General features: G+C 63.3%; 16 protein-coding genes. 5 read left to right on the top strand and 11 right to left on the bottom strand.

The window, feature by feature from the left end:
- Positions 1 to 128, bottom strand: a 128-nt coding sequence (locus VEK15_12350; protein ID HXV61481.1) for an EVE domain-containing protein, incomplete at its 3' end; no start/stop codon positions are given.
- A 74-nt stretch (positions 129 to 202) separates the two neighbouring features.
- On the opposite strand from VEK15_12350, the gene VEK15_12345 reads away from it, so the two are divergent.
- Positions 203 to 937, top strand: a complete 735-nt coding sequence (locus VEK15_12345; GenBank protein HXV61480.1) for a BON domain-containing protein — start codon at positions 203 to 205, stop codon at positions 935 to 937.
- 7 nt (positions 938 to 944) lie between these two features.
- Here VEK15_12345 and VEK15_12340 read toward each other — a convergent pair whose 3' ends face one another.
- Positions 945 to 1301: a hypothetical protein gene (locus VEK15_12340; GenBank protein ID HXV61479.1), complete on the bottom strand. Its 357-nt coding sequence runs from the start codon at positions 1299 to 1301 to the stop codon at positions 945 to 947.
- Between the two features lie 4 nt (positions 1302 to 1305).
- Positions 1306 to 1476, bottom strand: coding sequence for a hypothetical protein (locus VEK15_12335; GenBank protein HXV61478.1), 171 nt, complete (start codon positions 1474 to 1476; stop codon positions 1306 to 1308).
- A gap of 94 nt (positions 1477 to 1570) precedes the next feature.
- Here VEK15_12335 and VEK15_12330 point away from each other — a divergent pair, with 94 nt between their 5' ends.
- The 3 genes from VEK15_12330 to VEK15_12320 all read left to right on the top strand — a co-directional run bounded on the left by VEK15_12330 (position 1571) and on the right by VEK15_12320 (position 2799).
- Positions 1571 to 1972, top strand: coding sequence for a CoA-binding protein (locus VEK15_12330; protein HXV61477.1), 402 nt, complete (start codon positions 1571 to 1573; stop codon positions 1970 to 1972).
- Between the two features lie 99 nt (positions 1973 to 2071).
- Positions 2072 to 2278 carry a hypothetical protein gene (locus VEK15_12325; protein ID HXV61476.1) on the top strand — a complete coding sequence of 69 codons (207 nt, stop codon included), beginning with the start codon at positions 2072 to 2074 and terminating at the stop codon, positions 2276 to 2278.
- Between the two features lie 5 nt (positions 2279 to 2283).
- The gene (locus VEK15_12320; GenBank protein ID HXV61475.1) at positions 2284 to 2799 is read left to right on the top strand and encodes a hypothetical protein; all 516 of its coding nucleotides are present in this window, start codon (positions 2284 to 2286) and stop codon (positions 2797 to 2799) included.
- 55 nt (positions 2800 to 2854) lie between these two features.
- Here VEK15_12320 and hydA read toward each other — a convergent pair whose 3' ends face one another.
- From hydA to VEK15_12280, 8 genes are all read right to left on the bottom strand, one after another.
- Positions 2855 to 4318 carry a dihydropyrimidinase gene (hydA, locus tag VEK15_12315; protein HXV61474.1) on the bottom strand — a complete coding sequence of 488 codons (1464 nt, stop codon included), beginning with the start codon at positions 4316 to 4318 and terminating at the stop codon, positions 2855 to 2857.
- 195 nt (positions 4319 to 4513) lie between these two features.
- On the bottom strand, positions 4514 to 5638 hold the full coding sequence (locus VEK15_12310) for an ABC transporter permease (GenBank protein HXV61473.1): 1125 nt from the start codon (positions 5636 to 5638) through the stop codon (positions 4514 to 4516).
- Entirely contained in the window at positions 5638 to 6747 is a 1110-nt protein-coding gene (locus VEK15_12305; protein HXV61472.1) for an ABC transporter permease, read from the bottom strand. Before VEK15_12305 ends, VEK15_12310 begins: the two co-directional genes overlap by 1 nt.
- Positions 6748 to 6754: 7 nt before the next feature.
- A complete protein-coding gene (locus tag VEK15_12300) occupies positions 6755 to 7708 on the bottom strand; it encodes an ABC transporter ATP-binding protein (GenBank protein HXV61471.1) in 954 nt (317 codons plus the stop codon).
- Positions 7705 to 8640, bottom strand: coding sequence for an ABC transporter ATP-binding protein (locus VEK15_12295; protein HXV61470.1), 936 nt, complete (start codon positions 8638 to 8640; stop codon positions 7705 to 7707). The genes VEK15_12300 and VEK15_12295 overlap by 4 nt, the downstream gene beginning before the upstream one ends.
- Positions 8637 to 9641, bottom strand: coding sequence for an efflux RND transporter periplasmic adaptor subunit (locus VEK15_12290; GenBank protein HXV61469.1), 1005 nt, complete (start codon positions 9639 to 9641; stop codon positions 8637 to 8639). The genes VEK15_12295 and VEK15_12290 overlap by 4 nt, the downstream gene beginning before the upstream one ends.
- Positions 9638 to 10993, bottom strand: a complete 1356-nt coding sequence (locus tag VEK15_12285) for a TolC family protein (protein HXV61468.1) — start codon at positions 10991 to 10993, stop codon at positions 9638 to 9640. The genes VEK15_12290 and VEK15_12285 overlap by 4 nt, the downstream gene beginning before the upstream one ends.
- Before the next feature lie 17 nt (positions 10994 to 11010).
- Entirely contained in the window at positions 11011 to 11166 is a 156-nt protein-coding gene (locus VEK15_12280) for a hypothetical protein (protein ID HXV61467.1), read from the bottom strand.
- A 142-nt stretch (positions 11167 to 11308) separates the two neighbouring features.
- On the opposite strand from VEK15_12280, the gene VEK15_12275 reads away from it, so the two are divergent.
- A partial coding sequence (locus VEK15_12275; protein ID HXV61466.1) for a sodium:proline symporter occupies positions 11309 to 12301 on the top strand: 993 nt, incomplete at its 3' end.

Below are 12301 nucleotides of genomic sequence, written 5' to 3'. Positions count from 1 at the left end.
CGCATGTAGTTTCTCGCCCTGAAGTTCCGCACGCCGTCCCAGTGGGTGGTCCCGTCTCTTTCGAGGTCGTCGATGCCGAATACGTCGGGCTCGCTCTTCATGAGCCAGTAGCTCTTGCTGGATCCCATGGCCGCTCAACATAGCCCTCCGGCGATCCGATGGCAAGCGCGTCGCGCTAGAATGCGCGCGAGGAGAACGACAGATGATACGCGCAGGGATTTTGCTGGTCGTGGCCTTTGTCTTCGTGAGCGGGGCGACGACCCGGGCGCAGGACGCCCGAGACCAGCAGGTGATCGAAGCGGTCTGGGACGCGCTGAAAAAGGAGAACCTCGCCGACGACGTCGCCGACGTCCAGATCCGAAACGGCGCCGTGGTCTTGATCGGCAAGGCGCGTAACGCCTATTCCAAGATGAAGGCCATCGAGGTGGCTCTGGGAGTGGACGGCGTCGAGGCGGTGGAGAGCGAGCTCGAAGTGGCCGCCCCGGAGAGCAACGAGAATTTCGCCAACGACCTCGTCGACCGAGTGCTCACCTACCCACATTACACGGTCTTCGACGACATCACGTTCACTTTGGAGGACGAGGGTGTGGTCACCCTCGGCGGTTACGTGACGATGCCGTTCAAGAAAGACGAGATCGAAGAGCGGGTTGGCCGAGTCCTCGGCGTCCGTGAGCTCCAGAGCTCGATCGAGGTCCTGCCCGTCTCTCAATCCGACGACAGGCTCCGAGAGGTCCTGTTCCGCAACATCTACGGCAACGACCTGTTCGTGCCCTACGCCAATCGCACCCACCCCCCGATTCACATCATCGTGAACAAGGGAAACGTGATCCTCACGGGTGCGGTACGAAACCGGATCGAGAAGCGCCAGGCGGAGTCCATCGCCCGCAGCACGTTCGGCGTCATCCAGTTCGAGAACCGCCTCACAATAAGCCCCTAGCGGGTCCTCACTCGATCCAGAGATCTCGCTCCAGGTCTCGCCAGAACTCCATCTTCATCCGATCGTGCTTGAAGACGCCCTTGTAATACGGATCGTTTTCCTTGTACTCGGCGTAGGGGCCCGTGTACCCCTCTCGTTTCTTTTTGTAAGCCTCGAACTGGGAAAGACTTTCGTATTCCCAAATGACCAGATGGCGACCCGATTCTTCACCGGCCACGTATTTCTCAAAGTAGCGGACGCTCTTCCACTCCTGGAAGAGATCGCGGTGTTCTCGCACCCAGCCTAGCCACTGCCGCATCGCTTCCTCGTGTTCGCGCTCCTTGCCCTCGGCAACCAGCCAGCTCTCGACCTCGAATATCGCCATCGTCCTACCTCCCCACCGTCCGGACGTCGCCGAGCTCGCTTCCATGGCGGGCAAGGATCTTCTCGAGCTGCTCTCGGTCGGAATCCTTCGGGGCCTTCCTCGAGGCTTTCCCGCGGATCAGCACCAGCGGAATCCCCTGCAGGAGCCGGCGTCGGGTGAATGTGGATCGCCTCATCTGAGCCTCCTTGCTTCGTTTGTTTGATTTCTCGCAGCCCGAGTACTCTACGCCGCCGTGCACCGATAACGCGAGCTCGGAGTACAATCGGACCATGAAGGATATCGTCGATCTCCTCGACCTTCCGGATACCACTGTCGCCGTCGTAGGAGCGACGGATGATCCCCGCAAGTACGGCTACATCATCTACCGCGACCTGAAGCGCAAGGGCTATACCGTTTTTCCCGTTAACCGGAGTCGGGATGCCGTGGACGGTGACCGGGCTTACCGGACCCTGCGGGATCTTCCGCAGACTCCGACGATCGTGAACGTCGTCGTACCGCCCTCCGAGACCGCCCTCGTCGTGCGACATTGTCTGGAGCTGGGAATCGGAAACGTCTGGCTCCAGCCGGGCGCGGAGAGCCCGGAGGTCCTCGAATTCCTGCAAACGAACGGGTTCAACTATCTCGCCGATGCCTGCATCATGGTGCAGAGTCGATTCGCCCATCCGCCATGAAACAACCAGGCGAGCTCGTCTCCTCAGGAACGCCTTCGACCAATGGACACTCGAAGTCTTCATGAGTAGCCGCCGATGCCGAGTGCTACAATTTCCTCGATGCGATGCGACGATCGAGAGTCGGTTGCTTTCGTCAAGAAGCCTCGACCGGGCGAGCCGGACGTTCCGCTGCGTGACGACTACCTGGCGCGTTTGGGGCGGGTCGAGAGTCTGCCGGAGAACCAAAGCGGGACCGACAAAACTTGGGTCGCAGCGGCGCTCGAAGAATCACTCCGGCACTTCGAGAAAGCTCGGCGAATCCGCTGAAAGCGGTGGATACTTTCGTTCGATTGGTGTCCTCTCTTCAGGAGCCACACAGCCGCTTCGTCGTCATTGGCGCGTGGGGCGCCAACTATTACGCCGCATCGGGAACCACTCTTTTCACGACCCTGGACCGCCACCTCTTCGTGCCGAACGACGCGGCGAATCTCGTGAGCATCTGGAGCCTATGTGAATCAACCGGACTGGACTTACGGGCGGGCGACGAGCCGCTGGACTTCCCCCGTGATGACTTACTCGCCAAACGGATGATTGAGCTGGGGGCCGTCAGCCGCGCTAGCGATGGCAGAGGACTCGAGATCGACCTGACCCCGGTAATGGCGGGCTTCGACTTCGAGGAGGTTTGGGAAGAACGGCGAGTCTTCTTTGTCGAGGGGGTCGAGGTGCCGGTGGCCCGACTGAGCCACATCATCGCGTCCAAGATGAAAGTCGGACGTCCCAAGGACATTCTCTTCCTGGAAACGCACGCCCAAGCGTTGAAAGAGTTGCGCCGTCTGGACGACGAATAGGCGATACTTCTTTGCTGACGACACCAGGCTACAAAGACAGTATCGCCCTAGGTGCTCACCAGGCCTCCGACGTGCCCAAGCGCCGGGCGAGCTGCCGCTCGGGTACCGGACGACCCGTTGGATCGGCGGCCGCGGGTTTCTCCCGCGCGACGAACGCTCCCGAGCCCCGTTCGACCTGGAGCGTGTTATCTTCGACGACGACCCTCCCGCGGCTCAACACCGTAATGGGCCAACCGGTCACCCGGCGCCCTTCATAGGGTGTGTAGCCCGCATTGTCGTGCAACTTGGCGCTCTCGATGACCAGTTCCCTTTCGGCGTCCCAGATGACGAGATCGGCGTCGGCCCCGATCGAGATGCTTCCCTTTTGAGGAAACATTCCGTAGAGCTTGGCCGCTCGCGTCGACGTCAGCTCGACGAATCGGTGGATGTCGATTCGCCCTCCCCTCACGCCCTCGGAAAAGAGCAAGGGCATGCGCACTTCGAGGCCGGGAAGGCCGCTTGCGATCTCGTCGAAACGTGCCACGGAATCGTTTGCGCCCTTTTCCGTTTCGTCGAATCGATAGGGAGCGTGATCGGAAGAGAGAATTTGGAATGTTCCATCCGAAAGCCCGCGCCACATCGCCTCCTGATCCTTCTCGTCCCGGGGCGGCGGGCTGCAGCAAAACCGGGCGCCCTCCATGCCTTCCCCGCCGAGGTCTTCCGCGGTGAGAAAGAGGTACTGAGGGCAGGTCTCGGCGTAGACCTTGAGCCCGCGTTCCTGCGCTCGCCGGATCGCCGCGAGCGCCTCCTGGGACGAAACGTGAACGATCAGGATCGGCGCATCGACGAGCTCCGCCAGGGCGATGGTGCGTGACGCCGCCTCACTCTCCGCGAGCCGCGGATGGGCAACGGCGTGGTAACCCGGCACCCGCGCCCCTCGATAGAGAAGCCGCTCGGTGAGCCAGCGGATCATGTCGTGGTTCTCGGCGTGCACCATGGTGAGAGCGCCCTCGCGCCGGGCGAGCGAGAGAACCTCGAGGATCTGGTAGTCGTCGAGTCGCAGGCGATCGTAAGTCGTATACACCTTTACCGAGGGGTAGCCGTTTCGGATGAGCTCGGGAAGCTCCTCGCGCAGCGCCGTCTCGGTAGGATCCGAGAGGATCAGGTGGAACGCGTAGTCGACGACGGCCTTCGCCTTGGCGCGCGCGTGGTAATCGGAGACCACTCTCTTGAGCGAATCGCCGCGATGCTGGGCGGCAAACGAGACGACGGTCGTCGTTCCCCCGAACGCGGCGGAAACGGTGCCGGTGTAGAAGTCGTCGGCGCATCGGAGACCAGACGAGGACAGCTGCTCGATGTGACAGTGGCCGTCGATGCCTCCCGGAAAGACGTAGTGACCCTCGGCGTCGATCTCCCGTCGGCCCGAGTCGAGCTTCCTCGCGATCGCGGCAATCCTGCCTCCCGCGATGCCAATATCGCAGAAGACCTCCTCGGTGGCGGTCACGACGTTTCCATTGCGAACGACCAGGTCGAGCTCCACTTTCCTGCCTCGCGTCGCTATCCTAGCATTCCGGTCGCAGTATGAACGGCACTCTAGAGTGCTGAGTGCCGTGGCGGGACCCGCAATCGCCCGGGCGCCACGGCTCGGCCTTTGCGGCGCTTCGCGCCGATCTCGCGGCAGACGTTTTGGGCGCCGCTCGGCAGGCTGGGCGGTACTTCTTCATCAGCCTGCTGACTAGCGCGCCGTCTTTTGGAACCGCCTCGAGGCGATCCAGAGAAGCGTCCCCCCGATCAGTAAGAGCGCCGTGTACTGTGTCCAGAGCGCCTCGATGGAAGGGCCCTTGAGAAACACGGCACGGACTACCTCGATATAGTGGCGCACGGGATTGAGCAGAGTGACCCACTGGAATATCTCGGGCATGCTGGTCACCGGAAACATGAAGCCCGATAGAAGAATGGCGGGCTGAAAGATCAAGAAGCTGGCCATGAACGCCTCTTGCTGAGTCGACGAGACGGTCGAGATGAGGAGGCCCAGGCCGAGGCCCGACAACAGATAGAGAATACTGGCCGCCAGCAGGTGCACAGCACTCCCGCGGAAAGGCACCTCGAACCACAGGATGGAGACGGCGGTGACGAGGCTGAGATCCACGAGCCCGATCACGGCGAAAGGAATCGTCTTGCCGGCGATGAGCTCGCCCGGCGTAAGGGGGGTGACGTTGAGCTGCTCGAGAGTGCCGATCTCCCTCTCCCGGACGACGGCCAGGGACGTCAATAGCAGACAAACCAGCAGGATGAGAGCGCCCACCACCGCGGGCACGTTGTAGTCCCGACTCTCCAGATTCGGGTTGAACCAGGGGCGCTCGCGGAAATCGATCGCGGCCGAAGAGACAGGAACGGTCCGACCGAGAGCAAACTCCTGAACGATACGCTCGGCGTAGCTCTGCGCTACCGAGGCGGTATTCGAGCTCGTGCCGTCGAGCAGAATCTGCACCCGGGCGCCGCTCCCGGTACGAAGCGCCGTGGAGAACCCAGCGGGAATTTCCAGTCCAACGGCGGCGTCACCGCGGTCGAGGGCCAGGACCAGATCCCCCGACCGGTCGGAGCGGCCGACGACTTCGAAAGCACCGGAAGCGGTGAGCGCCTCTACGAGCTCCCGGGACTCCCGGCTGCGATCGTGGTCCACCAGAAACGTGGCGATCTCGTCGACGTCGGTGGAAACCGCGTAGCCGAACACCAGGAGCTGGATGACCGGGGCGACGACGATGACGCGAGCCATCCGCGGATCGCGAAAGATCTGCCGAAACTCCTTTCCCACCATCCCGCCGATTCTCTCGAGACGGTGGCGCCACCGTGACTTCATTAAAGCTCCTTCTTGAAAACCATCGTCGCCGCGAAGAGGCCGATCACCGCAAAGACGATCATGAGAAGCCCTTGGACCCTGAGCACCTCGATACCCACTCCTTTCAAGAAAATGCCCCGGGTCACCACGAGAAAGTAGCGCGCCGGTACCAGATAGGTGAACGCCTGCAAGGGTTTGGGCATGACGGCGATGTCGTACATGAAGCCCGAGAGGAGGAACGCAGGGAGGAAAGTCGCCACCATGGCCAGCTGCGTCGCCAGCAGCTGGGACCTGGCCACGGCGGAAATGAACATCCCCAGACCCAGAGCGCCGATCAAAAAAGCGAGGGAAAGCATCATCAACAGGGCCGCGCTCCCCCGGAAGGGAACACCGAACAGAAACACTCCCACCAGGCTGACGCCCACGACGTCCATAAGGCCGATGGCGAGATACGGAAGGAGCTTTCCCACGACGACCTCGAGGCGACTCACTGGTGTGGCGGCGAGTTGCTCCATCGTCCCACGCTCCCACTCCCGGGCGATCGTGAGTGACGTGAGCATCGCGGCAATGATCGTCATGATGACCGCCACGAGGCCGGGGACGATCATGTTCTTGCTCGAGAGATCCTCGTTGTACCAGACGCGGGTTCGCGACTCGATCGGTGGAGCCCGCGATCCGGCGACTCGTATGCGGTTCGAGTAAGACCGGACGATGGCGCGGGCGTAGGCCAAAGCGATGGTGGCCGTATTCGCGTCGGTGCCGTCGGCGATCCCTTGAATCTGCGCGGTACGCCCGGCGTCGAGATCGGAGGCAAAACCGGGCGGGATGACGAGAGCGATCCGTATCGTTCCCCGGTCCAGCAGGGCGTCGATCTCGGATGGGCGTTCCAGGCGAGCAACCAGCCTGAAGTAGCCCGAAGACCAGAAAGCGTTCAGGAGCTCACGGCTTCTCCCCGATCCATCGTGGTCGAGAACCGCGGTTTCGATGTCCTTCACGTCCCAGCTGATGGCATATCCGAAGAGGATGACGAGAAGCACGGGGAGCAGGAACGCCAGGATGAGACTTCGCCTGTCGCGCCGGAGGTGGAGAACCTCCTTTCGGGCCACCGCCAGAAGTCGAGTCCGGTTCATCCCTTCCTCAATCGACGGGGGCGCCGCCGGCGCGACGCACCCGAGCGACGAACACGTCCTCGAGCGATGGCGTGATCGGCTCCATGCCGTAGAGCCGAATCCCATGTGACTGGAGCCGGTCGACGATGTTGCGGCGCGCCTCGTCGAGGTCCGAAACGGTAACGTGAAGCGCCCGACCGAACAGGGCGGCGTCGAGAATTCCGGGAGCCTCCCGGAGCGCTTCGACTCCCCTCGGGGCATCGTCGACGCGGACTGCGAGAATGGGCTCTTTCGTCTGATCTCGGAGACGAAGCGGCGTATCGAGCGCGATCAACTGGCCCCGGTTCATGAGGGCGAGACGGTCGCAGTACTCGGCTTCTTCCATGTAGTGGGTCGTGACGAAGACGGTCGTCGACTGCTCGGCGAGCCGGTAGATGAGGTCCCAGAAGCTGCGTCGCGAGATCGGATCCACGCCGGAGGTAGGCTCGTCGAGAAACAAGATGGGCGGTTCGTGCAGGACGGCGCAGCCAAGAGCCAGCCGCTGCTTCCAGCCGAGTGGGAGCTCGGCCGTCAACCGCTTGCGGTGCGTCGTGAGCCCCGCCATTTCCAGAGCCCAGTCATGGCGCTCCGACCGTCGAGCCCGCGGCACCCCATAGAGCCGCAGGAAGAACGAGACGTTCTCGTCCACGGTGAGATCGCCGTACAGGGAGAACAACTGCGACATGTAACCAATGTTCTGCTTGATCGCCTCGGCCTGGGTCTTCACATCGAACCCCGCCACCGTGCCTCTCCCCGATGTGGGCATGAGAAGCCCGGCGAGCATCTTGATCGTGGTCGTCTTTCCGGCTCCGTTAGGACCCAGGAAACCGAAAATCTCTCCTTCGCCGACCTCGAACGAGATCCGGTCCACCGCCACGAAATCGCCAAAGACCCTCGTGAGGTCGTTGGCTACGACCGCGGGATTTCCCTGCCCCGGGCTCATCCGTTCTCCGCTCGGGAAACCGCTTCGATGAAGACGTCCTCGAGAGACGGAGAGATGGGCTCCGAGCTCTCCACGGAAAAGCCCGCGCGGCGGAGAGCCGAAACGAGGACGGGGCCGTCCTCAACGGCCGACGGCACCGCTACGTGAAGCACGCCTCCGAAGACGGCGACGCCCTCGACTCGCGGCACCTCGAGGGCTCGTTGACGCGCCTCCCGGACACGATCCACCCGGATCTCGAGAAGCTCGCTTGAGAACCGTCCGAGCAGATCCGCGGGGCTTCCGATCTCGAGTACCCTTCCCCGGTGAAGTAGCGCGAGGCGGTCGAATCGCTCCGCCTCGTCCAGATACGACGTGCTCACCACGACGGTGACTCCACGGGCCACCATCTCGTGCACGATGAGCCAGAGATCTCGACGCGAGATCGGATCGACTCCGAACGTCGGCTCGTCGAGTAACAGGACCTTGGGCTCATGGATCAAGGCGCAGGACAATCCGAGCTTCTGCTTCATCCCGCCCGAAAGCTTCCCCGCGAGGCGATCCCGGAATGGCTCGAGGTTGGAAAAGTGAAAGAGACGTTTCAAGCGAGCGGGACGTTCCGCACGGGGAACCTGGTAGAGGTCCGCATAGAACATCAGGTTCTCGAGAACGGTGAGATCGGCATAGAGGCCGAAGCGCTGCGACATGTAGCCGATCTCGTGCTTCACCCGCTCGGGATCCCGAGCCACGCTGATCCCGCGAATCGAGGCGTCCCCTCCCGTCGGCGGAAGCACGCCGGCCAGCACCCTGAGGGTCGTCGTTTTTCCCGCACCGTCTGGACCCACCAAGCCGAAGAGCTCGCCGGGGCGCACCGTGAACCCGATATCGTCGATGGCGATCGTGGTCCGAAACCGCTTCATGAGACCTTCCACCGAAACGGCGGGGACCTCGCTCATCGAAGCGTTCCCCGCAAACGAACGTCAGCGGGCATTCCGGGCTTCAGGTCGAAGTCCGAGTCTTCGGTGATATGCACTTTGACCGCGTAGACGAGCTTCACTCGCTCCTCGGTCGTTTGGACGTTCTTGGGCGTGAACTCCGCCTCGGAGGCGATGAAGCTCACTCGACCGGGGTAGCTCTTGTCGGGATAGGTGTCGGAAGACACCTCGGCGGCCATCCCGATCTTCACCGCACCAATGCGGTCTTCCCTCACGTAGATGCGAACCCATCGGTCATCGGAGTTCATCACGGTGAGAACGGCGGTCCCCGGCGCGACGATCTCCCCTGCCTCTCGGTGTCGCACGGTTACCACACCACCGAAAGGGGCGACGATCCTCATCATGTCGATCGACGCATCCAAGGCCCGAACCGAGGCTTCCGCCTGGGCGAGCTGTGCCCGCTGCGCCTCGACTTTCTCCGGGCGCGGCCCCGCTTCGAGGAGGCTCAACTGCTCCGCCGCCTGAGTCAGCTGCGCCTGAGCCAGCTCCAGGCCCAAAAGCGCCTTGTCGTAGGCTTCGCGACTGACGGCGCCTCCCTCGTAGAGCCTCTTCGTGCGGTCGAGATCCTGCTCGGCATCGCCCAGACGTTCCCGAGCGGCGTCTCTCGCGGCCTTCGCCTGCTCCACCTCTTCGCGTCGAAAACCGCCTTCGAGCTCACGAAGAAGAGCTCGGCTGGCGGCGACGCGCGCCTCCGCTTCCTGGCGACGCGCGAGCATCTCCGTCCGATCGAGCTCGGCCAACGCTTCCCCGGTGGCCACGCGGTCTCCTTCCCGAACGGCGATGCTCTCGAGGCGGCCACTGACCTGAAAACCCAGATGGGCCTCGGTCGCCTCGACGGTTCCCGAAGCGAACAGGACGTCGCTCGTGGCTTCCTCTCGAGGAGACAGATATCGGAGCACCGCCCAGACGCCCCCCGCAATCAACACGATCAGAACCAAGGCAGCTCGCGCCCTCGATTTCATGGCGCGCTCCTCAAATGGCTTTCGATCCACTCGAGATCGAGCTCGCCCGTCGCGCGCGAGAGCTCCGTCCAAGCAAAGATGACCTCGTATTCCGCTCGGATGAGATCGGCGCGAGCTCCGAGAAGGTCCGCCTCCGACCGAATGTAATCGGTCTGTGTGCCCGCGCCGGTCACGAGCCGCAGCCGTTCGATACGAACGACCTCCTCGAAGCGGCGGACGGCGGTGGTGAGGCTCCGCACGCGCGCTCGCGCCTCGTCCAGACCCGACAATGCGAGGTCCAGATCCTGCTCGACCTGGGATTCCACCAGGCGGACCTCCTCGGCGGCTCGGCGTTCGTCGGCCCCGGCTCGAGCGATGCGGCCCGAGATGGCTCCACCGGTAAACAGCGCATAATTGACGCGAAGTCCGAGACTCCATTCGAGCTGATTGACGCCGCTCCCGCTCGCGTAGTCGACGTAGTTTCCGCCTACCATGATGTCGGGGAAGCGGGCACTCCGCGCGGCGAGCACGGCGGCGCTCGCCGCGTCGAGCCTCTGGCGAGCCGCCCGTAGCGCGGGCGTCGCGGCGAGCGCTCGGTCGCGAAGCTCTCCCCGCGGAGGGATCGACGATTCGACCATCGAGACGGGGGCGAGACCGGTGGCGCGGGTTCTTTCCACCGGCGCACCAGTCAATCGTGCGAGATCCCTCTCGGCGCGATCCAGAGACGAGGCGACCGCGACCCGCTCCGCCTCGGCGTGGGCGATCGCCGCCTCCGCGCGGAGAATCTCGATCTGGGGCGCCCGACCCACATCGAAAAGCTGTCGAACGCGACCGAGCTCGGCTTCGAGTGCGGCGATGGAGCGGTCGTGGGCGTCGACGGCCTGCGCCAGTCCGAGCGCGCGCAAGTAGGCTCCAATGACGAGACTCAAGAGGCTCTGTCCGGCTTCGCCCACGAGCTCCTCCGTGGCGCGCTCTTCCGCGCGGGTGGCCTCGATCCGGGACGATCGAGCGCCGCCATCGAACAGTGTGTAGCTGAACTGACCCGAAACCTGAAAGAGCGTTCGGTCGAAGGGCGGGATCTGACCCGGCGTAAGCGCGTGGAGCGGATGAACGATCATCGGCTCCTGGTATTGCGTCGCCGAGGCACCGAGAGAGACCGCCGGAAATCTCTCGGCCTCCGCTTCGCGCGCGGCCTCGAAAGCGGACTCCCGACGTGCCACCGAGACGGATATCGAGGGGTAGTAGGAGAGCGCGCTCTCGGCAGCTTCGTGCACTGTCAGCCGTTGCGCCTCGCTCTGCGCGCTCGCGGCATAACCGAGCGCCAGGCACGAGCCGAAAGCGATCCACGTCGGAAAGCGCTTCACTCTTCGCATATCGCGCCCGCGAATCTCTACGGAACGTCGCATGGCACGCAACAGGGATTTCCCCAGCCAAAGGCCCGCAACTCATCGAGCCCCATGGGCGTGGCCCTGCCGAGATCGACGAGGTTCGAGCGCGTTACCATGGCGGCGGGCGTCGTGCTTTCCGATCCGTTCCAAAATCTCACGATGATTCCTCCTAATGGAAGTGCGTGAGGGCGAAAAGAAGCTGCAATTCGAGAAAGTGAATTCTCTCGAGGCCTTGGTCTCGAGGATGACACCGCAACCAAGTCTCGGGACCGGAGGGCATGGTAGCATCCCCCGCTATTCATGTCGCTCGCTCCGGTGGACTGGCTCATCATCGCGGCTTACTTCGCACTCGCCCTCGGTGTCGGGCTCCACTACCGGAAGCGCGCCGGCGCGAGCCTGGACGAGTACTTCTTGTCGGGCCGTTCTCTTCCCTGGTGGATTGCGGGAACGTCGATGGTGGCCACCACCTTCGCCGCCGACACCCCGCTGGCGGTTACGGCGCTGGTGGCGAGACACGGGATAGCGGGGAACTGGTTCTGGTGGTCCTTCGCCCTCGGCGGGATGATCATCGTTTTCGTCTACGCGAGGCTGTGGCGACGTGCGGGGGTGATGACCGACGTGGAGCTGGTGGAGCTTCGCTATAGCGGGAAGCCTGCCGCCTTTCTCCGCGGCTTTCGGTCGATTTACATTGCACTCCTGGTCAACTCCATCATCGTCGGCTGGGTCACGGTCGCGATGCTCAACGTCTTGAAGTTCACGGTCCTGTCGGGCACCGAGGCGGCCGAGGGATCGGCGGATTGGTGGATCGTTCTGGCGCTCTTCGCGTTCGTCGGCCTGTACAGCACGTTATCGGGCCTGTGGGGCGTCGTGGTCACCGATTTCGTCCAGTTCGTGCTAGCCATGGGCGGCTGCATTCTCCTCGCGACGTTCAGTATTTCCCGGCTCGGCGGTCTCTCCATTCTTCGTAGCACCCTGATATCCCGCTTCGAGGGCGAGCAGGTGCTGAGCTTTCTGCCCGATTTCTCGGCGGAAGCGGCCTGGATGCCGCTCGATATCTTTCTCATCATGCTGTTCGTCCAGTGGTGGGCGTCGTGGTATCCGGGCTCCGAGCCCGGCGGAGGTGGCTGGGTCGTCCAACGAATGGCGTCCTGCCGCAACGAGCGCGACTCGGTCATGGCCACTCTGTGGTTTCAGCTCGCCCACTACTGCCTCAGGCCCTGGCCATGGCTCCTCGTCGCCCTCGTCGCCCTCGTGAGCTATCCGGATCTCCGATCGCTGCCCGATCCGGGTGTC

This window comes from Vicinamibacteria bacterium, from assembly GCA_035620555.1.
Taxonomy (GTDB): domain Bacteria; phylum Acidobacteriota; class Vicinamibacteria; order Marinacidobacterales; family SMYC01; genus DASPGQ01.
The sequence above is the reverse complement of the archived record's forward strand: the minus strand, read 5'-3'. Positions and strand labels throughout refer to the sequence as shown.